Consider the following 22,573-nt stretch of genomic DNA (forward strand, 5'->3'; position numbering starts at 1 on the left):
TGTGATGACTACGCAAATGCAAACCCAAGGCACCACTGTGGTGCTGTTCAAGGGCCTGTTGCGCCCGGTGCTGGTGGCGGCAGTGTTCTTCATGCTGCTGACCGGGTTGGCCTATCCGCTGGCGACCACGGTGCTGGCCAACCTGCTGTTCCCGTTCCAGGCCCAGGGCAGCCTGGTGCAGCGTGACGGCCTGGTGGTGGGCTCAAAGCTGATCGGCCAGTCCTTCAGTCGCCCGGAGTATTTCCAGGGTCGCCCGAGCATGACCCTGGGCAGCGATCCGCTGGACCCGAGCAAGAGCGTGCCCCAGCCCTACAACGCCGGGGCCAGTGGTGCCAGCAACCTGGGCCCCACCAGCCAGAAGCTGGTGGACAGCGTGACCGCGCGGGTCAGCGCCTACCGCCAGCTCAACGGCCTGGCGGCGGACATTCCGGTGCCGGTGGACGCGGTGACCGCTTCGGCTTCCGGCCTGGACCCGCACATCTCCCTGGCCAACGCCCAGCTGCAACTGAACCGGGTGGCCCGCCTGCGCAACCTGCCGCTGGCCGAGCTGCAGGCGCTGCTGCAGGCCCACAGCGAAAGCCGCACCTTCGGCCTGCTGGGCGAGCCCCGGGTCAATGTGCTGCAACTCAATCTCGCGCTGGATGCCCTGGCACCCGTGCCTGCCTCGCCCCTTGCGGTCAGTGAGTAAGAGATACCGATCATGAGTAAGAACCCTCGTATAGCGTTGTTCGACCGTGGGCTGCTGTCCACGGCGTGCCTGGATGCGGTGAAGAAGCTGCTGCCCCAGGCGCAGTGGAAGAACCCGGTGATGTTCGTGGTCTACCTGGGCAGCATCCTCACCACCCTGCTGTGGTTCCAGTCCCTGGGCGGCGAGGGCGAAGCCTCCAGCGGCTTCATCCTCAGCATCACCCTGTGGCTGTGGTTCACCGTGCTGTTCGCCAACTTCGCCGAAGCCCTGGCCGAGGGCCGCAGCCGGGCCCAGGCCGCCAGCCTCAAGGGCATGAAGCGCCAGACCCTGGCCAAACTGTTGCAGCAGCCCAGGCATGGCGCCGCCTGGCTGCCGATGGCCGCCAGCGAGCTGCGCAAGGACATGGTGGTGCTGATCGAGGCCGGCGACCTGGTGCCTTTGGATGGCGAGGTCATCGAAGGCGTGGCCACGGTGGACGAGAGCGCCATTACCGGTGAATCGGCGCCGGTGATCCGCGAGGCCGGGGGCGACTTTTCCTCGGTCACCGGCGGCACCAAGGTGCTGTCCGACTGGCTGGTGGTGCGCATCAGCGTCAACCCCGGCGAGTCGTTCCTGGACCGCATGATCTCCATGGTGGAATCGGCCAAGCGCCAGAAAACCCCCAACGAGGTGGCCCTGACCATTCTCCTGGTGGGGCTGACCCTGCTGTTCCTGCTGGTGATCGTGACCCTGAGCCCGTACTCGATCTTCGCCGTGGCCATGAGCGGCACCGGCAGCGTGATCAGCGCCACGGTGATGGTGGCGTTGCTGGTGTGCCTGATCCCCACCACCATCGGCGGCCTGCTCTCGGCCATCGGCGTGGCGGGCATGAGCCGGATGATGTCGGCCAACGTCATCGCCACGTCCGGGCGCGCCGTGGAAGCGGCGGGGGACGTCGACGTGCTGCTGCTGGACAAGACCGGCACCATCACCCTGGGCAACCGTCAGGCCAGCGCCTTCCTGCCGGCCCCGGGGATCAAGGACAGCGAGCTGGCGGACGCCGCGCAACTGGCTTCCCTGGCCGACGAAACCCCGGAAGGCCGCAGCATCGTGGTGCTGGCCAAGCAGAAGTTCGACATCCGTGGCCGCGACATCGAGGCCCTGGGCGCCAGCTTCGTGCAGTTCACCGCGCAGACCCGCATGAGCGGCGTCGACCTGCCGGAGGGGCGCAGCATCCGCAAGGGCGCGGCCGATGCCATTCGCCGGCACATCGAAGCCCTGGGGGGCAGCTTCCCGCCGGCCTTGCAGGCCAAGGTGGATGAAGTCTCGCGGCGCGGCAGTACGCCGCTGGTGGTCAGCGACGGCGCCCAGGCCCTGGGCGTGGTGGAACTCAAGGACGTGGTCAAGGGCGGGATGAAGGAGCGCTTTGCCGAACTGCGGCGCATGGGCATCAAGACCGTGATGATCACCGGCGACAACCGCCTGACCGCAGCGGCGATTGCCGTGGAGGCCGGGGTCGATGACTTCCTCGCCGAGGCCCGTCCCGAAGACAAGCTGCAACTGATCCGCGACTACCAGGCCAAGGGCAAGCTGGTGGCCATGACCGGCGACGGCACCAACGACGCCCCGGCCCTGGCCCAGGCCGACGTGGCCGTGGCGATGAACAGCGGCACCCAGGCGGCAAAGGAAGCGGGCAACATGGTCGACCTGGACAGCAACCCGACCAAGCTGATCGAAGTGGTGGAAGTCGGCAAGCAGATGCTCATGACCCGCGGCGCCCTGACCACCTTCAGCGTGGCCAACGACGTGGCCAAGTATTTTGCTATCGTACCGGCCGCGTTCGTCGCCACTTACCCGCAGTTGGCGGCGCTGAACGTGATGCACCTCAACAGCCCGAACTCGGCGATTCTCAGTGCGGTGATCTTCAACGCGCTGATCATCGTGTTCCTCATCCCCCTGGCGCTCAAGGGGGTGAAGTACCGATCCATCGGTGCGGCGGCCCTGCTTAACCGCAACCTGCTGATCTATGGCCTGGGCGGGGTGCTGGTGCCCTTTGCCGGGATCAAGCTGATCGACATGCTGCTGGCCGGGCTTGGCCTGGTCTGAGGCAAGGACTGACAATGCGGCGCTCCCCGGAGCGCCGCATTGTTCATTTAAGGAAGCTCATGACTGTGCTCGATGCGAGTTCCCCGCCCCGCGACGGGCGTCCCGACCCCGACGCGCTGCTGGAAAAGCTGCAGCAGGATGAACAGGCCGCCCAGCGCGGCAAGCTGCGGATCTATTTTGGTTCCAACGCCGGGGTCGGCAAGACCTGCGCCATGCTCACCGCCGCCCGCAGCGAAGTGGCCCTGGGCCGCGACGTGGTGGCCGGGGTGGTGGAAACCCATGGCCGGCGGGAAACCGCCGAGCTGCTGCAAGGCCTGGAGGTGCTGGAGCGTCACCGCCTGATGCACCGCGACTACGCCTTGCCCGAATTCGACCTGGACGCCGCCCTGGCGCGGCGTCCCGCGGTGCTGCTGGTGGACGAGCTGGCCCACAGCAACGTCCCCGGTTCGCGCCACCCCAAACGCTGGCAGGACGTGGAAGAACTGCTGCGGGCCGGGATCGATGTCTGGACCACCCTCAACGTCCAGCACCTGGAAAGCCTCAACGACATCGTCAGCGGCATCATCGGCATCCGCGTGCGCGAGACCGTGCCCGATCACCTGTTCGACGAAGCCCACGAAGTGCTGGTGATCGACCTGCCGCCGGATGACCTGCTGCGCCGCCTCAAGGACGGCAAGGTCTACATGGGGCCCCAGGCCGAGCGCGCTTCACGGCATTTCTTTCGCAAGGGCAACCTGTTGGCCCTGCGCGAACTGACCCTGCGTCGCACCGCCGACCGGGTCGATGCGCAGATGCGCGACTACCGCCGCGAACGCTCGATCAATGCCCTGTGGCCGGCCCGCGAGCGCCTGCTGGTGGGGGTGGCCGGTGATCCGGCGGACGAACGCCTGGTGCGTGAGGCCGCGCGCCTGGCGCAGAAGCTCGAAGCCGACTGGATGGTGGTGCACGTGGCCTCGGCGCAGCGCCGCGGCCACGGCTCCAGCCGTTATGCGGCGGCGATGAAGACCCTGGCCCTGGCCGCCGAGTTTGGCGCCGAAACCGCGACGCTGCCCGGCCTGGATGTGGCCGAGGCGCTGGTGGCCTGTGCCCGCGAGCACAATGCCAATCGCCTGGTGCTGGGCCATTACCCGCGCAAGGTCTGGCAGTTCTGGCACCAGTCGGTGAGCGACCGGATCAGCCGCCAGCATCCGGAAATCGATCAGATCGTGATCGCCAACGGCCCCTTGAGCCGACGCCCGGTGCTTGCGGACAAGCCCGAGGCCGGGCTGCCACCGAGCCGCGCGCCGGCCTACCTGTGGGCCAGCCTTGCCTGTTTTGCCGCCACCGCGGTGGCGGCGCTGCTGCTCCAGGTGTTCGACCCGGCCAACGTGGTCATGCTGTTCCTGCTCACCGTGGTGCTGGTGGCGCTGCGCTTTGGGCGCGGCCCGGGCGTCTGGGCGGCGATGCTGGCGGTGTTGTGCTTCGACTTCTTCTTCGTCCAGCCGGTGTGGTCGTTCACGGTCAACGACACCCAGTACTTCTTCACCTTCGCCCTGATGCTCGGCATTGCCCTGATCACCGGCCAGCTCACCGCGCGCCTGCGCCATCAGGCGCGCACCGCCGCCGAGGGCGAGCGCCGTGCCACTTCCCTGGCCGGGCTGGCCCGGGAGCTGTCGGCGGCGCTGACCGAGGAGCAGATCTGCGCCGTGGCCCTGCGCACCTTCAGCGGGGTGTTCGAGGCCCGGGTCGGGCTGGCGCTGCCGGACGCCGACAATCGCGTGCGCGCCCTGAGCGCCAATGTCCTGACCATCGACGAAAGCATCGCCCAGTGGGCCTATGACCACGCCCAGCCGGCGGGGCGCGGCACCGACACCCTGGCAGCCGCCAAGGGCTGCTACCTGCCGCTCAAGGCGCCGATGCGGGTGCGCGGGGTGCTGGTGCTGGAACTGGCGGATGCCGAACGCCTGGCCGAACCGGAGGAGCGGCGCCTGCTGGAGGCGTGCATGAGCCAGCTGGCGATTGCCCTGGAGCGCGTGCATTACGTCGAAGTGGCCCAGAGCACCGTGGTGCAGATGGAGGGCGAGCGCATGCGCAACACGTTGCTGGCGGCGATCTCCCACGACCTGCGCACGCCCCTGACCACCATCATCGGCGCCGCCGACGCCGCCTTGCCCCACGCCACCGAGGGCCCGCTCAAGCCCCTGCTGGCGGGTATCCACGATCAGGCCTCGTCCATGCAGCGCCTGATCGAGAACCTGCTGGACATGGCGCGCATGCAGGAGCGTGGCGTGCGTCTCAAGCGCCAGTGGAACTCCCTGGAGGAAATTGTCGGCAGCGCCCTGCGCCAGTTGCGCGAGCCGTTGGCCAAGCATCAGTTGCGGGTCGTCATGGCGCCGCAGTTGCCCCTGGTGGAAGTGGACGCGCTGCTGCTGGAACGGGTGCTGGTGAACCTGCTGGACAACGCCGCCAAGTACACTCCGGCCGGCACCCTGGTGCAGATCAGTGCCCGTCAGGTCGACCAGCAGATCATTTTGCAGGTCAGCGATTCCGGCCCCGGCTGCCCCAAGGGCAGTTCCCCGGACAGCCTGTTCGAAGCCTTCAGCCGCGGCCAGCAGGAGTCCGCCGTGGCCGGCATCGGCCTGGGCCTGGCCCTGGCCAAACGCATCGTCGAAGCCCATGGCGGGCGGATCGAGGCCCAGCCTCACGCCGACGCCGGGCTGAGTTTTGTCATCACCTTGCCGGCGGGACAACCGCCTTCCCTGGAAGCCCTATGAGCAGCCCACGCATCCTGATCGTCGAGGACGAAGCCAATATCCGCCGCTTTGTCGGCATTGCCCTGGAGGACGAAGGCTTCCAGGTGTTCGAGGCCGACAGCGTCAAGCGCGCGCTGATCCATGCCGCCAGCCGTCAGCCGGACCTGGTGATCGTCGACCTGGGCCTGCCGGACGGCGACGGCAAGCAACTGATCAGCGAGCTGCGCGGCTGGCTGGCGGTGCCGATCCTGGTGCTTTCGGCCCGGGATCGGGAAGACGAGAAAGTCGCCGCCCTGGATGCCGGGGCCGACGACTACCTGGTCAAGCCGTTCGGCGTGCCGGAGCTGCTGGCGCGGATTCGCGCGCAGTTGCGCCGTCATGGCCAGAGCGGCGCGGCAGCGGCCACCAGCAAGGTGAACTTCGGGGTGATCGAGGTCGACCTGGCGACCCATGAAGTGCGCCGCGAAGGGCAGTTGGTGCACCTGACGCCAATCGAATACCGCCTGCTCTGTGCGCTGATCCGCGGCCAGAGCCGGGTCCTGACCCATCGCCAGCTGCTGCTGGAGGTCTGGGGCCTGGATTACGTCGACCGCGCCCATTACCTGCGGGTGCACATGGCCCATCTGCGGCAGAAGCTGGAGGCCGATCCGGCGCAGCCCCAGCATCTGATCACCGAGTTGCAGGTGGGTTATCGCCTGGTGGGGCTCTGATCCCGGCGCGTGGCGCCGCTCAGGGATTTCTCGCTGCGGCGCCGCTCATGCACAAAGTCGATGTACAGGGTGATGCAGCCGAAGGTGGCGATGCCGAACAGCAGAAAAAGGCCGATCTGGATGTTGCTCATGGGGAAGGTCCTGTGGGCAAGACGCGGCACGACCGGCTCGACAGGGCCGGCCAGCAGGCGTCGGGGAGCTGATAGATAATCCCTGTGCGGCCTGCTTGCCAGGGTTTATATGAAAGCTTTACGGCGTCCCCGATGATCCCTATGCCCTGCATACGCCAGGCTCGGCGCGGCGCCACTCTTGCTAGAATCCGCCACCCTTCACCGACTTCAGGTTGCCGCCCCATGACCGCTTCGAACCCGCTGATCCGCACCGTACTGCCCACCGACCTGGACCGTTGCTTCGCCATCGAAACCCTGGCCTACGAAGGCGACGAAGCCGCGACCCGGGAAAAGATCGCCACCCGCATCGCCACCTGGCCCGAGGGTTTTATCGTCGCCGAGATGGACGGCGTGGTGGCCGGCTTCATCAACGCCGGCGCCACCTTCGAGGTGCAGATGGCCGATGAAGCCTTCAAGGAACTGATCGGCCACGACCCGGCCGGTTCCGAAGTGGTGATCATGTCGGTGGTGGTGCACCCGGACTTCCAGGGCCTGGGCCTGTCCCGGCAATTGCTGAACGCCTTCATCGCGCGCATGGGCCAGATGGGCAAGGCGCGTATCCACCTGATGTGCAAGGAGCGCCATGTGGCGTTGTACCAGCGCTTCGGTTTTGTCTACGTCAAGGCGTCGGCGTCGGACCACGGCGGCATGGCCTGGCATGAAATGGTGCTGAGTCTTGCGCGCTGATGCCGTGAAACCGTCGGTTTGATGAAGAGAAACGCGGCGGATCTGGATCGTTCCTGGCCCACTCGGGTCACTCAGAACGCCAGCACCATCCGCCGCTCATAACCGATCCGGCCCTTGCAGGCCTCGCCGTTCTCCACCCAGCCCAGCTTGCGGTACAGCCTGAGGGCTGGCTGGTTGTCGCCGTCCACCGCCAGGTTCAGGCCCTTGAGTCCGGGCCACTGTTGGCGCGCGGCGGCGGGAATGGCTTGCAGGCAGGCCTGGCCGAAGCCTTGACCCTGGAAGCGCTGGTCCACTTGCAGGGCGTGCAGGCTGGCGCTGTCGGCGTCGGCCCAGGCCGGCAGGCAGGGCGGGCGCTTGAGCAGCACAAAGGCCACCGGCCGCTCGTCGCTGAGCAGGGCAAAGCCCTTGATCGCCCCCTGGGGCGCATTGACCAGGGAGTGCAGCGCGCCATGAATGTCCCCGCTAAACGCCTTCTGTCCGGGCCGCACTTCAAGCTCCAGCAAGCGCGCATGCTGGTGGCTGTCGAGCTGTTCATAAGGCACGAGGCGTGTGGTCACGGGCAGGGCGATCCGGTCGGGAGGAGGGGGCGGATTCTAGCGATTTTGTGCAACGGGTAAATTTTTTTCTGTGGCTTGTCGATTGCGCGAATGGCCAGGCGACTAAGGGTGAACCGAACAGCCAGGGCCCGGTGTGCCGGGGCTGTTCACCGCGGTTGATTTCACTCACGAGGAGTTTGGCCATGCTCAATCCATCCAACGAAGCGCAGGTGCGCAGCCTGATCGACCATTGGCAGCAGGCAGTGGTGGCCCGGGATATCGAGCGCATCGTCAGCTATTACGCCGATGACATCACCTCCTTCGATGCGGTCGGGGCCTTGCAGTTCAAGGGCAAGGCCGCCTATCGCGCGCACTGGGAGGCGTGCATGCAGGTTTGCCCCGGCCCGGGCATTTTCGAGTTCCACCAACTGCAGGTGCGGGCCGACGAAGACTTGGCCTTCGCCCACTGGCTGGCCCATTGCGGCGGCACCGACGCGGAGGGCGTGACCAAGGCCTGCTGGATGCGCGTCAGCGCCGCCTATCAACGTCGCGACGGCCAGTGGCAGGTGGTGCATGAGCACTGGTCGGCGCCGTTCGACATGCTCACCGGGACCACCCGGTTCGACCTGCAACCCTGAACAGCGAGCGGTTCGCCAAAGTGCAAAACAGCGACCATAGTTGCTCAGCCCGAGTCCGGAGGTGCCCATGAAATACCTATGCCTGGTCTACAGCGACGAGCGCTTGCTGCACAGCCTGCCCGACAGTCCCGAGGATGCCGAATGCCTGGCCTATGCCGAGTCGGTGCAGGGCAGTGGGCGGATGCTCGCCGCCGAGGCGCTGCAATCGGTGCAGTGCGCCACCACGGTGCGCATGCGCGGCGGCAAGCTGTCGATCACCGACGGCCCGTTTGCCGAAACCAAGGAACAGCTGGCCGGTTTCTACCTGATCGAGGCCCGGGACCTGAATGAAGCGATCCAGGTCGCCGGGCATATTCCGGCCGCCCGGGTCGGCAGCGTCGAAGTGCGTCCGGTACGTGAATTGAAGCCCTGAACATCCCCCTGAACAGGAGTTTTTCGATGACATTCCCAACCGCGGGCCGCAGGTCCGCCGAGCATGAACTGTCGATCAGCCGCTTGATCGACGCTCCGCGCAATACGGTATTTCGCGCCTGGACCGAGCCGGCCTTGCTGGTCCAGTGGTGGGGGCCCCATGGCATGACCACCCCGGAGTGCGAAATGGACCTGTGGGTCGGCGGCCAGTTTCGTACCCTGATGCGCGCTCCGGACGGCAGCGAGTACCCGACCATGGGGGTGTTCCTGGAGATCGACGCCCCGTCGCGGCTGGTGTTTACCGATGCCTACCTGCCGGGCTGGATTCCTTCGGGCAAGCCGTTCATGACGGCGCAAGTGACCTTCGAGGAGCAGGGCAACAAGACCCTCTACACCGCCCGTGCCATGCACTGGAGCGAAGCCGACCGCAAGGCTCACGAAGCCATGGGCTTTCATGACGGTTGGGGGCAGAGCCTGGAGCGCCTGGTGGCGCTGGTGACCCAGGGCCTGCCGGACTGATGGCCGAGCAAGACCGGGAGGCGCTGGCGGGGCTGGTGGCGCAGGTCTATCGCGAGCAGTCGCGGCGGATCCTCGCCACCCTGATCCGCCTGATGGGGGATTTCGACCTGGCCGAGGAGGCGCTGCACGAGGCTTTCTTCGTGGCTGTCGAACGCTGGCAGGCCGATGGCGTGCCCGACAACCCCCGGGCCTGGCTGGTGTCGGTCGGCCGCTTCAAGGCGATTGACGCCCTGCGCCGACGAGCGCGCTTCGCGGCCTCCCAGGCGGCGCTGCTCAGCCAGTTGGAACAGCTCGAACAGGACGACTGGAGCGTCGAGGATGTGCAGGATGACCGCCTGCGGCTGATCTTCACCTGCTGCCACCCGGCATTGGCGGCGGATGCCCAGGTGCCATTGACCCTGCGCGAGATCTGCGACCTGAGCACCGAGGAAATCGCCCGGGCCTTCCTGGTCACCCCGGCCACCATCGCCCAGCGCATCGTGCGCGCCAAGGCGAAGATCCGCGACGCCGGGATTCCCTATCAGGTGCCGCAACTGAGTGAATTGCCCGAGCGCCTGGAGAGCGTGCTGCGGGTGATCTACCTGGTATTCAACGAGGGTTACTCGGCCTCCATGGGCGCCGAACTGACCCGAGATGAGCTGACCCGCGAAGCCATTCGCCTGGGCTACCTGTTGCTGGAGCTGTTGCCCGAGGCGGAGGTGATGGGCCTGCTGGCGCTGATGCTGTTGCACGAGTCACGGCGCACGGCGCGGATCTCTGCCACTGGCGAGTTGATCCTGCTGGACCAGCAGGACCGTTCGTTGTGGCAGCAGGACTTGATCGAAGACGGTTGCGCCCTGGTGGAGCGCGGCCTGCGCAGCGGGCACGCGGGGCCTTATTGCCTGCAGGCGGCGATTGCCGCGGTGCATGCCGAGGCCGCGAGTGCCGAACAGACCGATTGGGCGCAGATCGTCGGTCTGTATGACATCCTGCTGCGTTTGCAGCCTTCGCCGGTGATCCGCCTCAACCGTGCCGTGGCCCTGGCCAAGCGCGATGGGCCGGCTGCTGGGCTGGAGCAAGTGGAAGCCATCCTGCAGCGTGGCGACTTGCAGGATTACCACCTGGCCCATGCCGCGCGGGCCGATTTCTGCCGGCAACTGGGGCATATCGCCGCCGCGCGCGAGTCCTACCAGCACGCCTTGGCCCTGGCCCGGCAAGGCCCCGAGCGACGCTTTCTCGAACAGCGCCTGGCCGAGCTCGGCTCCCGCTAGAAGCTGGCGATTCAGGGCGGCTGGCGGGGGCCGGCCACGAGCCGGTGAACGCGGTCATTGCAGCATCCGCGCCAGCAACCAGCTGCCCGCCGGACCCGGTGGGTGCAGGCGTGACCAGAGCGCGTCCACCGCCACGGTGCGTGGCCAGCCACGGACCTGCAGTTCCTGCAACCTGTCTGCGCCGAACCCTTCCACCAGCCAGCGCGGCAGGGGCGCCCAGCCAAAGCCGCCCTGGGCCATCTCCAGCAGCATCAGGTAGCTGGGGGCCGACCAGACCCGGCCCTGGCTCCGGCTCTCGTAAGGGTTGAGCACGGTCGCCAGGCGCAGTTCCCGGTGCTGGCGCAGGGCTTGTTCGTCGACCTGATCCCGCTCTGCCAGGGGATGGTTGCGCGACACGTAGAGCGACATTTCACCCCGCTCATCCAGGGTCTTGTGCTCCAGGTCCGCCGGGTAATCGTCTTGCTGCTCGGCAAAGGCGATGTGCGCCCGGCCGCTTTGCACCAGGGCGATCAGGTCCTCGCACTCGGCGATCAGGCATTCCAGATCCAGGTCCGGATAGCGCTGCTCGAAGGCGCTGAGGCAGCTTTCGAAACGATCCGACTGGTAGGTGTCGGACAGGGCAATGGTGAGTTTGGCCTCGACCCCTCGGGACAGTTGGCTGGCGGTCATTTCCAGGCGGCTGGTGGCGGCGAGGATCTCTTCGGCGCGCTGCAGCAGCACGTGCCCGGCCGGTGTCAGCCCGGGCTTGCGGCTGCTGCGGTCGAACAGCTGGACATCCAGGTCGATCTCCAGGCTCGCCACCGCCGCGCTGATGGTGGACTGGCTCTTGCCCAGCTTGCGTGCGGCAGCGGAAAAGGAGCCCTGGGTGGCGGCCTGGACGAACGCCAGCAGCACTTCATGTGAGGCCATGAACTATCGCCTTGATCGATGGTTATTGATTATCAAGTATCGGCCTGCTCCTGGATGATCGCCAGCACCTTTACTTCAGGAGTACGGCAATGAGCCTGCCTAAATCCCTTACCGAACGTATTTTCCAGGCGGTCGCCTTTGAGCTGCTGGCGGTGTCGATCTGTACTCCGCTGCTGTCCTGGATCATGGACAAGCCCATGGTCGACATGGGCCTGGTGACCCTCGCCATCGGCCTTCTGGCCCTGGGCTGGAACGTGCTGTTCAACGGTCTGTTCGATCGTTTGCTCAAGCGTCTGGAGCTTGAACACACCGCCAGGACCCGGGTCCTGCATGCCTTGCTGTTCGAAGGCGGGCTGGTGGCCTTCTGTGTGCCGCTGATTGCCTGGTGGCTGGATATCAGCCTGTTGCAGGCCTTGCTCCTCGACATCGGCGTGTTGTTGTTCTTCCTGCCCTACACCTACCTCTACCACTGGGCCTACGACGTGCTGCGGGGCAAGTGGCTGCAAACGCGCCTGGCCCATTGAACGAGAGGGCGTCCCGGGATTGACTGCCTCCGCTGGCGGGCGGCGAAAATCTCCGGGGCGCCTATCATGGCGTAGACACCGGCGGCGACGCAGCAGACAAAACTGGACACTGTCCTGATGTTTTTCTGAAAATATGCGCCAGCAGGTTCGAGTCACTGAACCTGCCGCCCTCCCGACTATCTGAAGACCATGACTATTTCCCGCAACTGGATCATCTGCGAGCACTGCGATTCGCTGTACGAATCGGTGCCGCTCGGCAAGGGCCAGGCCGCCCAGTGCTCGCGCTGCGGCGCGCTGCTGGCCCGCGCCCGTCACTTGAGCGTGCAGCAGCTGTTCGCCCTGTCGATCACCGCCGGGGTGTTATTCGTCTTCGCCAACCTGTTTCCGGTGATCAAGATCAGCCTCGAAGGCCTGAGCAACGAGGCGACCCTCTGGCAATCGGTCGAGGCCCTGGCCCAGGGCCGCATCAGCCTGATCGCGGCGATCACCGGCCTGACCATCATTCTCGCGCCCTGCCTGCAGATCATCCTGCTGTGCTGGGTGCTGGGCTTTGCCAACGTCGGCCGTGCGGCGCCGGGCTTCAAGGCCTGCATGCGGGCCCTGGAACACCTGCGCCCCTGGAGCATGCTCGAGGTGTGCCTGCTGGGCATCCTGGTGGCCATCGTCAAGCTGGCGGGGATGCTCGATGTGCATCCGGGGATGGGCCTGTGGGCCCTGGCGATGCTCACGGTGCTGATCATCCTGATCTCCGGCAAGGACATCCGCTACCTCTGGGATGACCTGGAGGGCCGCTACTGATGAGTGCGCCGCCCTACGCCCGGGATTACCAACTGATGCTGTGCCACACCTGCGGCCAGGTCTGCCAGGACTTCGAACACCGCTGCCCGCGCTGCGATGCCGTGGTGCATGCGCGCAAGCCCAACAGCCTGGCGCGTACCTGGGCCTTTCTGCTGGCCAGCCTGATCTTCTACATCCCGGCCAACCTGCTGCCGGTGATGCACACCAGCATCTTTGGCAGCGCCAGTGAAAACACCATCATGAGCGGCGTGGTGGAGTTCTGGAAACACGGCTCCTGGGACATCGCCCTGCTGATCTTCATTGCCAGCGTGGTGGTGCCCTGCAGCAAGTTCTTTGTCCTCGGCACCCTGTTGGTGACCTGCCAGCGCCGCAGCCTCTGGGCCCAGCGCGAGCGGGCCAAGCTGTACCGCTTCATCGAGCTGATCGGCTACTGGTCGATGCTCGACGTGCTGGTGGTGGCCCTGGTGGCGGCCCTGGTGCAGTTTCGTGCCCTGAGCTCCATCGATCCGCGGATGGGCATTCTGTTTTTTGGTTTGGTGGTGGTGCTGACGATGTTGGCCGCCATGAGTTTCGATCCCCGGCTTATCTGGGACGCAGAGGTTGAAGATGTCTGAGCATCCAGGTTCCAACGCAGCAAATCCTCGGCCCGCGCCTGGTGCTCCGGCGCTGCGCACGCGGCGCTTCAATGTCTCGCTGGTGTGGCTGGTGCCGATCGTCGCGGCCCTGGTGGGGTTGTCGATGGTGGTGCACAAGTCGCTGTCGGCGGGGCCGGAAATCACCATCAGCTTCCAGACCGCCGAAGGCCTGGAGGCCAACAAGACCCAGGTCAAGTACAAGAACGTGGTGATCGGCAAGGTGACCTCCATCGCCTTGAGCGACGACCGCAAGAAGGTGCTGGCCAAGGTCGAGCTGGATCAGTCCGCCGAGCCCTTTACCGCCGACGACTCGATGTTCTGGGTGGTGCGCCCTCGGATCGGCGCCAACGGCGTTTCCGGGGTCGACACTCTGCTCTCCGGAGCCTTTATCGGCGCCGACGCCGGCCGCTCGGAAAAGCGCAAGGACAGCTTCAAGGGCCTGGAAACCCCGCCGCCCATCACCTATGGGCAGAAGGGCAAGCGCTTCACCCTGCACACCGATGACCTGGGCTCGCTGGATATCGGTTCGCCGGTCTACTACCGGCGCATCGAAGTGGGGCAGGTGGTGTCCTACCAGTTGGCCAACAGCGGCAAGGGCGTGGACGTGAAGATCTTCGTCAACGCGCCCAACGACAAGTACGTCACCACCGACACCCGCTTCTGGAACGCCAGCGGCGTCGATGTGACCCTCGGCGCCAACGGCCTGAAGGTCAACACCGAGTCGGTGTCGTCGATCCTCGCCGGCGGCATTGCCTTCGTCGAGCCCAAGTACAGCCCCAATGCCCAGCCGGCCGAAGAGAACGCCGAGTACACCCTGTTCGGCGACCAGGACACCGCCCTGGCCCCGCCGGACGGCGCGCCCTATTACATCCGCATGCGCTTCGACCAGGCCCTGCGCGGCCTGTCGCTCAATGCCCCGGTGGAGTTCCTCGGGGTGAACATCGGCAAGGTGGTGTCCATGGACCTGGACTACGACGAACAGCGCAAGTATTTCCCGACCCTGGTCGGCGCGGTGATCTATCCCGAGCGCCTGGGCAAGGCCCACGAAAAACTGGTGAAGCAGACCGGCGGTGAAGACGACGCACGCTCGGCCAAGCTGATCGGCACCTTCGTCAAGAACGGCCTGCGGGCCCAGCCCCGCAGCGGCAACCTGCTGACCGGGCAGCTGTACATCTCCCTGGACTTTGTCGCCAACGCCAAGCCGGTGGCCTACGACGCGGCGGCGCGGCCGCTGGAGATCCCCACCATCCCGGGCAGCATGGACAAGTTGCAGGAGCAGTTGCAGGCCGTGGTCGACAAGATCAGTAAGCTGCCGATCGACTCGATTGCCGCCAACCTCGATGGCAGCCTCGCGCAGATGCAGAAGACCCTCAAGCAGGTCAATGGCGAGGTGCTGCCGCAGATGCGCGACACCCTGGAGCAATCGAAGAAGACCCTGGCCAGCGCCAACGAGAGCTTCTCCGAGGACTCGCCGCAGCGCCAGAAACTCAGCCAGGCCATGGAAGAAGTGCAGCGCACCGCGCGTTCGGTACGGGTGCTCAGCGACTTCCTCGGGCGTCATCCGGAAGCGCTGATCCGCGGGCGCCTCAAAGACAACCAACCGGATGCCTACCAGTCGCCATCCTCCTCTGTTCGCGAATCCGTACCGGAAGCCCAGCCATGAAAACCCGTGCCCTGTTGCTCTGCCTGACCCTGGGGCTGGCCGCCTGCAGTTCCGCGCCCACCCGTTACTACACCTTGCTGCCGCCGGTCGCCGAAGGCAGCGGCGCGGCCCGCGCTGACGGGCCGCAGTTCGAAATGTCCACGGTGCGCATTCCGGTGCAGGTGGACCAGCCGCAACTGGTGGTACGCCAGGACAGCGGCAGCCTGGCGATCCTCGAAACCCAGCGCTGGAGCGCGCCGCTGGTGGATGAATTCCACGATGCCCTGGCCAGCCAGATGGAGCAGAAACTCGGCACCCGCAACCTAGAAGGGCTGCCCAAGCAGCCCGGGCGTCCGGTGCTGTCATTGCAGACCGATGTGCGGCGCTTCGAATCCCTGCCCGGTCGCTATGCGCTGATCGATGTGGTCTGGAGCCTGCGCCTGCGGGGCGAGGGCGGCCCGGCCCGCAGCCTGACCTGCAGCAGCCAGATCCGTCAGCCGGCGGGTATCGAACTGAACAGCCTGGTGCAGGCCCACCAGCAGGCCATCGCCCAGCTGGCCGGGCAGATCGCCGCCGCGGCGCAGCGCTGGACCTGCCCCTGAATCAGCCCTGTCGCCGCTGCCGCAGGCTGTGAACGGCTTGGGCGGCATTCCGATGCAGCAGAGGCCAGGATTTTGAGGCCGCTGTGGGTTTGGTGGGCGATCGGCGGGCAAGGCTCTGTGGGCCTACGAGGGGGCTCAGCGTCGTGCCAGGTGTTGCTGGGGCGCGAGGAAGGCGTCGTGGAAGTAGGCACGCAAGGCCTGCATCGCCGGGGTGAAGGTGCGTTCGCGATGCCAGGCCAGCCCCACGCTCATCGGCGTGACCGCGTCGCTCAGGCTCAGGGTCTCGATGCGCTTGCCCTCCAGGGACCAGGGCCGGTGCACCAGGTCTGAAAGAATCGCCACGCCGCTGCCGTTGGCCACCATGCTGCGTACCGCCTCCACCGAGCTGGTGCGCACCCGCACGTTGGGCTGCTGGCCGGCCTGTTCCCAATAGCGCATGGCGCTCTGTTCGGCTTCGTCGACGGTGAGCAGGATGAACGGCTCCTGGGCCACGTCCGCCAGGCTGATGCTGGTGCGTTCGCACAGCGGATGGTGGGCCGGCAGCCATAGCCGGCGCTCGGAGTTGAACAGGGTCTGCGAGACGATGTCCGGGTGGGTCAGGTTGGCGGTGAGCACCACCGCCATGTCGAAGCGGCCTTCCAGCAAGCCTTGTTCGATGGCCTGGCGTTCCTGTTCATGCAGCTCGATGGTGACGTCCGGGTGCCAGTGCTCCAGGCGCTGCAGGTGGTGCGGCAGGAAGTAGCCGATCACCGTGTAGCTGGCCGCCAGGTGCAGCACGCCGCTGGCCCGGTAGTCCGGCAACGGGCTGTTCAGGGCATCCTCGACGCTGCGCAGAATCACGTAGGCGCGGTTGAGAAAATGCCGCCCGGCATCGGTCAGGTTCATGCCCTGGGCCGAGCGCACGAACAACTGCACCGCGAGCATGGCCTCCAGTTCCTTGATCGCCGTGGTCACCGCCGACTGCGAAATGTTCAAGTGAATCGCCGCCTGGGAGATCTGTCCGATCTCGGCGGTGGCCACGAAATAGCGCACCTGGCGCAAGGTCAACGACATGGCCCATTCCCCTCTTGTCCTGTAGGAGCCGGCTTGCCGGCCAAGGCCATCGCGCGAACGCCGATGCCGTCACCTACAGCGCTGCTCGATAGTTTTATCTGTTTTTCAGAAGAAGCTCTATCTGATAATAGATCTTCCCAAGGGGTCAAGGCCGCTCTAATTTCTGTTGCACGAAGTCACAAGAGTTGGAGCAACAGTGATGCAGGCAGTGGATTTCAATTCGGACATGGGCGAGAGCTTCGGCCCCTGGACCATCGGCGATGGCGTCGACAGCGAACTGATGGGCTTCATCAGTTCGGCCAACATCGCCACCGGCTTCCATGCCGGCGACCCCGGCACCATGCGCCGCACCATCGAGCAGGCCAAGCGCCGTGGGGTGGCCATCGGCGCTCACCCGGGGTTTCGCGACCTGGTGGGTTTCGGTCGCCGGCACATCAATGCCCCGGCCCAGGAGCTGGTGGACGACATGCTCTATCAGCTCGGCGCCCTGCGTGAGCTGGCCCGGGTGCAAGGCGTGAAGCTGCAACACATCAAGCCCCACGGCGCGCTCTATATGCATCTGGCCCGGGACGAGGAGGCGGCGCGGCTGCTGGTGGAAAACCTGCGCAAACTGGAGCCCGAGCTGCTGCTGTATTGCATGCCCAACTCGGTGATCTGGCACGTGGCCCGGGAACTGGGGCAGCCGGTGATCCGCGAGTTCTACGCCGACCGCGACTACGACCTCAGCGGCTCCATCGTGTTTACCCGCAATGTCCGCGCCCTGGACCCGGCCGCGGTGGCGGCCAAGGTGCTGCGCGCCTGCCAGACCGGCCTGGTGCGCACCGTCGAAGGCGAGGAGTTGTTCCTCGAGTTCGATTCCATCTGCCTGCACAGCGACACCCCGGGCGCCCTGGACTTGGTCGAGGCCACCCGCACCGCGCTGGACCAGGCCGGCATCGAGGTGCGCGCACCGCGCTGAGCGCATCCAGAGCCAGCCATCGACAAGAAGCACCGCGCACAGATGCGGGCCTCACCCGGGTTTTGAATTTTTGCCTGCCTTTCTACAACTATTCCAAAAGGAACAGACATGGCCGAACACAGTGTTATCACCCCCTTGCCGGGCACCTTCTATCGCAAGGCCACCCCTGAATCGGCGCCTTTCGTCGAGGTCGGCGACCTCGTCAGCGCCGATACCGTGATCGGCCTGATCGAAGTCATGAAGCAGTTTTCCGAACTGACCGCCGGGAGCGCGGGCCAGGTCAGCGCCTTTGCGGTGCAGGACGGTGATCCGGTGGAACCGGGTCAGGTCGTCGCGACGCTCAAGCAGTGAGGGCCGGGGCATGACTCAAGCAATCAAGAAATTGCTGGTGGCCAACCGTGGCGAGATCGCCGTGCGCATCATTGGCGCGGCCAAGGCCCTGGGCATTCCCACGGTTGCCGCGTGCAGCGAGGCGGATGCCGACTCCATGGCCGCGCGCCTGGCCGATGAAGTGCAGATCATCGGCCCGGCCCGGGCCGACAAGAGCTACCTGAATATCCAGGCCCTGCTCGCGGCCTTGCAGGCCAGCGGTGCCAACGCGGTGCACCCGGGCTATGGCTTTCTTTCCGAGAGCGCCGGTTTCGCCGAGGCAGTGGTCGAGGCCGGGGCGATTTTCGTCGGGCCCAGTGCCGAAACCATCCGCCGCATGGGGGACAAGGCCGAAGCCCGGCGCACCGCCCAGGCGGCCGGGGTGCCGGTGGTACCCGGTTCACCGGACGAGCTCTTTGACCTGGAGGCCGCGCTCAAGGCCGCTGACAGCGTGGGCTTCCCGCTGTTGATCAAGGCCAGTGCCGGTGGTGGCGGGCGCGGGATCCGCCTGGCCCAGAACGCTGCACAACTGGCCGAGGAGTTCCCGCGGGCGCAACGCGAAGCCCAGACCGCGTTCGGCAATGGCGCGGTGTACCTGGAGCGTTTCATCGGCCGCGCGCGGCATATCGAGGTCCAGGTTCTGGGCGATGGCCAGCACGCGGTGCACCTGTTCGAGCGCGAGTGCTCCCTACAACGGCGGCGGCAGAAGATCTTCGAGGAAGCGCCGTCGCCTGTACTCAGCGCCGCGCAGCGTGAGCAGTTGTGCAGCAGCGCTGTGCGCCTGACCCAAGCCTTGGGCTATCAGGGCGCTGGCACCCTGGAATACCTGTATGACGACAGCACCGGCGAGTTTTTCTTTATCGAAATGAACACGCGGATCCAGGTCGAGCACCCGATCAGCGAGCTGATCACCGGCATCGACCTGGTCCAGGCCATGTTGCGCATTGCCGGGGGCGAGCCCCTGGGGTTGCGCCAGAGCGATATCCAGCTCAATGGCGCGGCCTTGCAGATGCGCCTGAACGCCGAAGACCCGGCGCGGGATTTCTTCCCCAGCCCGGGTCGGGTCGAGCAACTGGTCTGGCCGCAGGGGCCGGGAGTGCGGGTCGATAGCCACCTGTACCCGGGCTATGCTGTGCCGCCGTACTACGACTCGCTGCTGGCCAAGCTGATCGTCCACGGAGCCGATCGCGACCAGGCCCTGGCCCGGGCGCGTCTGGCCGTGGAGCAGACCACCCTGAGCGGCATGGCCAGTACCTTGTCGCTGCACCGTGAACTGCTGGCCGAACCCTGGTTGCAGCAGGCCGACTTTCACACCGGAACCCTGGAAACCTGGCTGGCCACGCGCCGCGCCGGAGGTGTCGCATGAGCCAGCCGATCCGCTACAGCTTTGGTGCTGACGAGCACCTGTTCGCCGAAGTCAGCGACAGCATGTCCCTGGAAGCCTTCTTCAAGGGCATGGCGGTGACCCGCGCCGTGGAGCGCCTGGAATTGGACGGGGTGCTGGATGTGTGCCTGGCCAATGCCTCGTTCCAGATCCGTTTCGACCCGGACCGCATCGCCCCGCAAGCCCTGCTGGAAGCAGTGCAGCAGGCCGAGGCCGGAGCGGTGGCCGAGCGCAGCCTGCACACGCGGATCATCGAGATCCCGGTGCTGTACAACGACCCCTGGACCCATGAAACCCTGATGCGCTTTCGCGACCGGCACCAGGACCCCAGCGCCACCGATCTTGAGTACGCGGCGCGGATCAACGGCCTGGCGGACGTCGAGGCCTTCATTGCCGCCCACAGCGGCGCGCCCTGGTTCGTCTCCATGGTGGGCTTCGTCGCCGGGTTGCCGTTCATGTTCCAGATGGTCGAGCGCCAGCGGCAGTTGCAGGTGCCCAAGTACCTGCGGCCGCGCACCGATACGCCCAAGCTGACCCTGGGTCATGGTGGCTGTTTCGGCTGCATCTACTCGGTGCGTGGCGCCGGTGGCTACCAGATGTTCGGCGTCACTCCGGCACCGATCTACGACCCGCAGCAGCAACTGGCCTACCTCAAGGCGCACATGGTGTTCTTCCGTCCGGGGGACATCGTGCAGTTCAAGCCCATCGACCGCGAGGTCTATGACCGGGCGGTGGCCGAGGTCGAGGCCGGGCGCTTCGACCTGCGCATCCGCGAGGTGGAGTTTTCCCTGGATGCCTTTCTCGCCGATCCGGTCGGCTATCCCAAATCGCTGCAGGAGGTGCTGGCATGATCAAGGTCATCAAACCGGGCCTGGCCACATCGGTGCAGGACTTGGGTCGCGAAGGTTTCTATCACCTGGGGATTCCGCCGTCCGGGGCCCTGGACCAGTACGCCCTGAGTGCGGCCAACCAGTTGGTGGGCAACCCGGCAGGCGCGGCGGGGCTGGAGTGCACGCTGCTCGGGCCGGAGCTTGCGTTCGGCGCCGACGCCCTGGTGGCGGTTTGCGGCGCCCACATGACCCCCAAGCTCGATGGCGTGGACATGCACCTGGACACCGCCTTTGCGGTCAAGGCCGGGCAAGTGCTGCGCTTCGACTTTCCCAAGGCCGGGGCCCGAGCCTATCTGGCGGTGGCCGGTGGCATCGATGTGCCGCTGGTGTTGGGCAGCCGCTCGACCTACGCCCTGGGCGCCCTGGGTGGCTTCCAGGGTCGGCGTCTGGCGGCCGGGGATGAGCTGCCGGTGGGCGTTGCCAGCGGCAAGGGGCGAGCCGGTGCCAGCTTGCCCATGGCGCTGCGCCAGTCCCTGGGCGGCGAGATCACCCTGCGGGTGGTGCCGGGCCTGTACTACGAACGCTTGAGCGACGCGGCCAAGGCCAGCTTCTTCGCCGAACCCTGGACCGTGGGCTCGGAAGCGGACCGCATCGGCTACCGATTCAAGGGCGGCAGCGCCTTGAGCTTCCAGCCCCGGGAGCAGCCGTTCGGCGCCGGTTCCGATCCTTCGAACATCGTCGACAGCTGCTACCCGATCGGCTCGATCCAGGTGCCGGCGGGGCTGGAGCCCATTGTCCTGCACCGGGACGCGGTGTCCGGTGGCGGCTACGCCATGATCGGCACGGTGATCAGCGCCGACCTTGACCTGATCGGCCAGATGCAGCCCAACCAGAAGGCCCGCTTTGTCGCGGTGACCCTCGAAGAAGCGCTGGAGGCCCGGCGCTCCTACAAGAAAAAGCTCGGCTGTCTGAGCAAACTGTTTCCTTCCTGATTCTGCCCGCCGCATCGCGCGGGCCATGCCAAACGGTACGCCAACGCCGCACTTCGGTGCGGTGACGGCTGCCCGCGCTTCAACCCTTGATCGGTTCTGGAGTACACGCATATGGCAGCTTTATCGCAAGCGAATCAAACCGGGCAGACCCCGGCCAACGTGGCCCTACCCAGCGATGCACGCATGGGCCGGCTGTCCCTGACCATGGCCTGGTGGGCGGTGTGCAGCGCGATGTTCTACATCGTCGTCGGCGCCTCCCTGGCCTTGTCCTACGGCACCCGCAATGCCTTGATCGGCATGCTCCTGTCGGTGCTCAGCTATGGCCTGATCAACAGCGTGCTCAGCCGTTTCGCCATGCGCAGCGGGCTCTCGGTGGCGCTGTTCTCGCGGTTGCTGTTCGGCAGCACCGGGGCTTGCCTGGCGACCCTGATCTTTTTCTCCACGGCCATCTACTACGCGGTGTTCGAGGGCTCGGTGATCGCCGTGGCGCTCAACCACCTGTACCCGCAACTGCTGTACCCGCTGGCGGCGCTGGTGGTGGTGCTGTACAGCGTGCCGCTGATCCTGGGCAGCGTGCAGCACTGGCTGGACAAGCTCAACGGCGTGCTGTTGCCGGTGTACCTGGGGGGCTTGCTGTTCGCCGTGGGCCTGTCCATCAGCCGTTATGGCTACCAGCCGCAATGGCTGGATTTCGGCCCGGCGAGCCCGAGTGGCAGCGGCTGGTGGGATTGCTTCGTGGCCTACATGGGGGTGTGGATCCTGATGCTGTTCACCTTCGACTACGCGCGCTTCGGCAAGCCCGCAGATGCCGGCTACCACGGTCGCTGGAACTTCGGCATGCCGTTCTACGCGGTGACGTTCTTGCTCAACGGTGCGGCAGGGATCTATCTGGTGAGCAGCATTCCCCATGACGGTGCACTCAACGAAGTTTCGGTGGTGATGGCGATCCTGCAATTGATGGGGCTGTGGGGGCTGTTGTTCGTCTGGGCCACGCAAACCCGGATCAACACCGCCAACTACTACCTGGCGACCTTGAACATGCAGGCGTTCTTCGCCCGCTTCGGCTTGCGCGGTTCCTACCTGATGTGGGCGGTGGCCGTGGGCATCATCGTCTATGGCCTGATGCTGGCGGACGTGTTCGCCTACCTGCTCAAGGCCCTGGCCTATCAGGGGATCTTCGTGGTGGCCTGGGTGGGCGTGGCCCTGGCGCAGATCCTGCTGGGGCGTACCGACGGCGCGGCGCTCGATCGCGTGGCGGCCTTCAACCCGGTGGGGCTGACGGCCTGGTTCGGCGGCACGGCCCTGGGCCTGATGCTGATGTGGGCGGGGGGCGGCCTGGCGAGTTTTTCCGCGCCACTGACCGGGGTCCTGGCGTTTGCCTTGCAGGCCGGGCTCGCCGCTCGCTTGCAGCGTGGCCTGCCCGCCGCCGGCTGAGCGGGCGACGGCGCAGG

Annotated in this window: 24 protein-coding genes; 20 read left to right on the plus strand and 4 right to left on the minus strand. The window is 66.2% G+C overall.

Annotated features, from left to right (window positions below; all coding sequences use genetic code 11):
- The first annotated feature begins 4 nt into the window (after positions 1-4).
- The 4 genes from kdpC to ACMGG8_RS11770 are packed head-to-tail and all read left to right on the plus strand — an operon-like array spanning position 5 to position 6,215.
- The gene (gene kdpC, locus ACMGG8_RS11755; RefSeq protein ID WP_060844402.1) at positions 5-688 is read left to right on the plus strand and encodes a potassium-transporting ATPase subunit KdpC; all 684 of its coding nucleotides are present in this window, start codon (positions 5-7) and stop codon (positions 686-688) included.
- Positions 689-700: 12 nt separating this feature from the next.
- Positions 701-2,773, plus strand: a complete 2,073-nt coding sequence (gene kdpB / locus ACMGG8_RS11760; protein WP_108545361.1) for a potassium-transporting ATPase subunit KdpB — start codon at positions 701-703, stop codon at positions 2,771-2,773.
- Between the two features lie 59 nt (positions 2,774-2,832).
- On the plus strand, positions 2,833-5,526 hold the full coding sequence (locus ACMGG8_RS11765; RefSeq protein ID WP_414159608.1) for a DUF4118 domain-containing protein: 2,694 nt from the start codon (positions 2,833-2,835) through the stop codon (positions 5,524-5,526).
- Positions 5,523-6,215, plus strand: a complete 693-nt coding sequence (locus ACMGG8_RS11770) for a response regulator (protein WP_060840642.1) — start codon at positions 5,523-5,525, stop codon at positions 6,213-6,215. Before ACMGG8_RS11765 ends, ACMGG8_RS11770 begins: the two co-directional genes overlap by 4 nt.
- Here ACMGG8_RS11770 and ACMGG8_RS11775 read toward each other — a convergent pair.
- Positions 6,194-6,346: a hypothetical protein gene (locus ACMGG8_RS11775; RefSeq protein ID WP_414159609.1), complete on the minus strand. Its 153-nt coding sequence runs from the start codon at positions 6,344-6,346 to the stop codon at positions 6,194-6,196. The genes ACMGG8_RS11770 and ACMGG8_RS11775 overlap by 22 nt on opposite strands.
- A 222-nt stretch (positions 6,347-6,568) precedes the next feature.
- Between ACMGG8_RS11775 and ACMGG8_RS11780 the strand changes: the two genes are divergently transcribed.
- Positions 6,569-7,072: a GNAT family N-acetyltransferase gene (locus tag ACMGG8_RS11780; protein WP_414159610.1), complete on the plus strand. Its 504-nt coding sequence runs from the start codon at positions 6,569-6,571 to the stop codon at positions 7,070-7,072.
- A 71-nt stretch (positions 7,073-7,143) separates the two neighbouring features.
- Here the strand turns inward: ACMGG8_RS11780 and ACMGG8_RS11785 are convergent, their stop codons facing one another.
- Positions 7,144-7,629, minus strand: a complete 486-nt coding sequence (locus ACMGG8_RS11785) for a GNAT family N-acetyltransferase (protein WP_060840640.1) — start codon at positions 7,627-7,629, stop codon at positions 7,144-7,146.
- A 182-nt stretch (positions 7,630-7,811) separates the two neighbouring features.
- Between ACMGG8_RS11785 and ACMGG8_RS11790 the strand changes: the two genes are divergently transcribed.
- The 4 genes from ACMGG8_RS11790 to ACMGG8_RS11805 all read left to right on the plus strand — a co-directional run bounded on the left by ACMGG8_RS11790 (position 7,812) and on the right by ACMGG8_RS11805 (position 10,426).
- Complete coding sequence (locus ACMGG8_RS11790) at positions 7,812-8,246, plus strand: YybH family protein (RefSeq protein WP_060840639.1); 435 nt, start codon at positions 7,812-7,814, stop codon at positions 8,244-8,246.
- A gap of 67 nt (positions 8,247-8,313) precedes the next feature.
- Complete coding sequence (locus ACMGG8_RS11795) at positions 8,314-8,658, plus strand: YciI family protein (protein WP_060840638.1); 345 nt, start codon at positions 8,314-8,316, stop codon at positions 8,656-8,658.
- A gap of 26 nt (positions 8,659-8,684) precedes the next feature.
- Positions 8,685-9,176, plus strand: coding sequence for an SRPBCC family protein (locus tag ACMGG8_RS11800; RefSeq protein ID WP_060840637.1), 492 nt, complete (start codon positions 8,685-8,687; stop codon positions 9,174-9,176).
- Positions 9,176-10,426, plus strand: coding sequence for an RNA polymerase sigma factor (locus ACMGG8_RS11805; protein WP_414159611.1), 1,251 nt, complete (start codon positions 9,176-9,178; stop codon positions 10,424-10,426). The genes ACMGG8_RS11800 and ACMGG8_RS11805 overlap by 1 nt, the downstream gene beginning before the upstream one ends.
- Positions 10,427-10,480: 54 nt before the next feature.
- Here the strand turns inward: ACMGG8_RS11805 and ACMGG8_RS11810 are convergent, their stop codons facing one another.
- Positions 10,481-11,335: a LysR family transcriptional regulator gene (locus ACMGG8_RS11810; RefSeq protein ID WP_414159612.1), complete on the minus strand. Its 855-nt coding sequence runs from the start codon at positions 11,333-11,335 to the stop codon at positions 10,481-10,483.
- 89 nt (positions 11,336-11,424) lie between these two features.
- On the opposite strand from ACMGG8_RS11810, the gene ACMGG8_RS11815 reads away from it, so the two are divergent.
- The 5 genes from ACMGG8_RS11815 (at position 11,425) to ACMGG8_RS11835 (ending at position 15,536) form a co-directional block, all read left to right on the plus strand.
- Positions 11,425-11,859 carry a multidrug/biocide efflux PACE transporter gene (locus ACMGG8_RS11815; RefSeq protein WP_060840634.1) on the plus strand — a complete coding sequence of 145 codons (435 nt, stop codon included), beginning with the start codon at positions 11,425-11,427 and terminating at the stop codon, positions 11,857-11,859.
- 189 nt (positions 11,860-12,048) lie between these two features.
- Entirely contained in the window at positions 12,049-12,657 is a 609-nt protein-coding gene (locus tag ACMGG8_RS11820) for a paraquat-inducible protein A (RefSeq protein WP_060840633.1), read from the plus strand.
- Positions 12,657-13,271, plus strand: coding sequence for a paraquat-inducible protein A (locus ACMGG8_RS11825; protein ID WP_060840632.1), 615 nt, complete (start codon positions 12,657-12,659; stop codon positions 13,269-13,271). Before ACMGG8_RS11820 ends, ACMGG8_RS11825 begins: the two co-directional genes overlap by 1 nt.
- The gene (locus tag ACMGG8_RS11830; RefSeq protein WP_060840631.1) at positions 13,264-14,955 is read left to right on the plus strand and encodes an intermembrane transport protein PqiB; all 1,692 of its coding nucleotides are present in this window, start codon (positions 13,264-13,266) and stop codon (positions 14,953-14,955) included. The genes ACMGG8_RS11825 and ACMGG8_RS11830 overlap by 8 nt, the downstream gene beginning before the upstream one ends.
- Positions 14,952-15,536 carry a membrane integrity-associated transporter subunit PqiC gene (locus tag ACMGG8_RS11835; RefSeq protein ID WP_060844397.1) on the plus strand — a complete coding sequence of 195 codons (585 nt, stop codon included), beginning with the start codon at positions 14,952-14,954 and terminating at the stop codon, positions 15,534-15,536. The genes ACMGG8_RS11830 and ACMGG8_RS11835 overlap by 4 nt, the downstream gene beginning before the upstream one ends.
- 135 nt (positions 15,537-15,671) lie before the next feature.
- Here the strand turns inward: ACMGG8_RS11835 and ACMGG8_RS11840 are convergent, their stop codons facing one another.
- Positions 15,672-16,589, minus strand: coding sequence for a LysR family transcriptional regulator (locus ACMGG8_RS11840; RefSeq protein WP_060840629.1), 918 nt, complete (start codon positions 16,587-16,589; stop codon positions 15,672-15,674).
- A gap of 199 nt (positions 16,590-16,788) precedes the next feature.
- Here ACMGG8_RS11840 and ACMGG8_RS11845 point away from each other — a divergent pair, with 199 nt between their 5' ends.
- From ACMGG8_RS11845 to ACMGG8_RS11870, 6 genes are all read left to right on the plus strand, one after another.
- Complete coding sequence (locus ACMGG8_RS11845; RefSeq protein ID WP_414159613.1) at positions 16,789-17,547, plus strand: 5-oxoprolinase subunit PxpA; 759 nt, start codon at positions 16,789-16,791, stop codon at positions 17,545-17,547.
- A gap of 108 nt (positions 17,548-17,655) precedes the next feature.
- On the plus strand, positions 17,656-17,898 hold the full coding sequence (locus tag ACMGG8_RS11850; protein WP_060840627.1) for an acetyl-CoA carboxylase: 243 nt from the start codon (positions 17,656-17,658) through the stop codon (positions 17,896-17,898).
- A gap of 10 nt (positions 17,899-17,908) precedes the next feature.
- Entirely contained in the window at positions 17,909-19,282 is a 1,374-nt protein-coding gene (locus ACMGG8_RS11855) for an acetyl-CoA carboxylase biotin carboxylase subunit (protein ID WP_414159614.1), read from the plus strand.
- Positions 19,279-20,151, plus strand: coding sequence for a 5-oxoprolinase subunit B family protein (locus ACMGG8_RS11860; RefSeq protein ID WP_414159615.1), 873 nt, complete (start codon positions 19,279-19,281; stop codon positions 20,149-20,151). The genes ACMGG8_RS11855 and ACMGG8_RS11860 overlap by 4 nt, the downstream gene beginning before the upstream one ends.
- Positions 20,148-21,122: a biotin-dependent carboxyltransferase family protein gene (locus ACMGG8_RS11865; protein WP_414159616.1), complete on the plus strand. Its 975-nt coding sequence runs from the start codon at positions 20,148-20,150 to the stop codon at positions 21,120-21,122. Before ACMGG8_RS11860 ends, ACMGG8_RS11865 begins: the two co-directional genes overlap by 4 nt.
- A 111-nt stretch (positions 21,123-21,233) precedes the next feature.
- On the plus strand, positions 21,234-22,556 hold the full coding sequence (locus ACMGG8_RS11870) for a purine-cytosine permease family protein (RefSeq protein WP_414159617.1): 1,323 nt from the start codon (positions 21,234-21,236) through the stop codon (positions 22,554-22,556).
- The last annotated feature ends 17 nt before the right edge of the window (positions 22,557-22,573 follow it).

It is taken from the genome of Pseudomonas sp. BNK-45, assembly GCF_047456255.1.
Taxonomy (GTDB): domain Bacteria; phylum Pseudomonadota; class Gammaproteobacteria; order Pseudomonadales; family Pseudomonadaceae; genus Aquipseudomonas.

Coding starts and splice junctions, on each gene's coding strand:
- ACMGG8_RS11865 (WP_414159616.1), top strand. CDS start 20,148: ATGATCAAGGTCATCAAACCGGGCCTGGCCACATCGGTGCAGGACTTG.
- ACMGG8_RS11870 (WP_414159617.1), top strand. CDS start 21,234: ATGGCAGCTTTATCGCAAGCGAATCAAACCGGGCAGACCCCGGCCAAC.
- ACMGG8_RS11780 (WP_414159610.1), top strand. CDS start 6,569: ATGACCGCTTCGAACCCGCTGATCCGCACCGTACTGCCCACCGACCTG.
- ACMGG8_RS11820 (WP_060840633.1), top strand. CDS start 12,049: ATGACTATTTCCCGCAACTGGATCATCTGCGAGCACTGCGATTCGCTG.
- ACMGG8_RS11790 (WP_060840639.1), top strand. CDS start 7,812: ATGCTCAATCCATCCAACGAAGCGCAGGTGCGCAGCCTGATCGACCAT.
- kdpB (WP_108545361.1), top strand. CDS start 701: ATGAGTAAGAACCCTCGTATAGCGTTGTTCGACCGTGGGCTGCTGTCC.
- kdpC (WP_060844402.1), top strand. CDS start 5: ATGACTACGCAAATGCAAACCCAAGGCACCACTGTGGTGCTGTTCAAG.
- ACMGG8_RS11795 (WP_060840638.1), top strand. CDS start 8,314: ATGAAATACCTATGCCTGGTCTACAGCGACGAGCGCTTGCTGCACAGC.
- ACMGG8_RS11770 (WP_060840642.1), top strand. CDS start 5,523: ATGAGCAGCCCACGCATCCTGATCGTCGAGGACGAAGCCAATATCCGC.
- ACMGG8_RS11830 (WP_060840631.1), top strand. CDS start 13,264: ATGTCTGAGCATCCAGGTTCCAACGCAGCAAATCCTCGGCCCGCGCCT.
- ACMGG8_RS11765 (WP_414159608.1), top strand. CDS start 2,833: ATGACTGTGCTCGATGCGAGTTCCCCGCCCCGCGACGGGCGTCCCGAC.
- ACMGG8_RS11815 (WP_060840634.1), top strand. CDS start 11,425: ATGAGCCTGCCTAAATCCCTTACCGAACGTATTTTCCAGGCGGTCGCC.
- ACMGG8_RS11835 (WP_060844397.1), top strand. CDS start 14,952: ATGAAAACCCGTGCCCTGTTGCTCTGCCTGACCCTGGGGCTGGCCGCC.
- ACMGG8_RS11825 (WP_060840632.1), top strand. CDS start 12,657: ATGAGTGCGCCGCCCTACGCCCGGGATTACCAACTGATGCTGTGCCAC.
- ACMGG8_RS11775 (WP_414159609.1), bottom strand. CDS start 6,346: ATGAGCAACATCCAGATCGGCCTTTTTCTGCTGTTCGGCATCGCCACC.
- ACMGG8_RS11805 (WP_414159611.1), top strand. CDS start 9,176: ATGGCCGAGCAAGACCGGGAGGCGCTGGCGGGGCTGGTGGCGCAGGTC.
- ACMGG8_RS11840 (WP_060840629.1), bottom strand. CDS start 16,589: ATGTCGTTGACCTTGCGCCAGGTGCGCTATTTCGTGGCCACCGCCGAG.
- ACMGG8_RS11860 (WP_414159615.1), top strand. CDS start 19,279: ATGAGCCAGCCGATCCGCTACAGCTTTGGTGCTGACGAGCACCTGTTC.
- ACMGG8_RS11845 (WP_414159613.1), top strand. CDS start 16,789: ATGCAGGCAGTGGATTTCAATTCGGACATGGGCGAGAGCTTCGGCCCC.
- ACMGG8_RS11850 (WP_060840627.1), top strand. CDS start 17,656: ATGGCCGAACACAGTGTTATCACCCCCTTGCCGGGCACCTTCTATCGC.
- ACMGG8_RS11855 (WP_414159614.1), top strand. CDS start 17,909: ATGACTCAAGCAATCAAGAAATTGCTGGTGGCCAACCGTGGCGAGATC.
- ACMGG8_RS11800 (WP_060840637.1), top strand. CDS start 8,685: ATGACATTCCCAACCGCGGGCCGCAGGTCCGCCGAGCATGAACTGTCG.
- ACMGG8_RS11810 (WP_414159612.1), bottom strand. CDS start 11,335: ATGGCCTCACATGAAGTGCTGCTGGCGTTCGTCCAGGCCGCCACCCAG.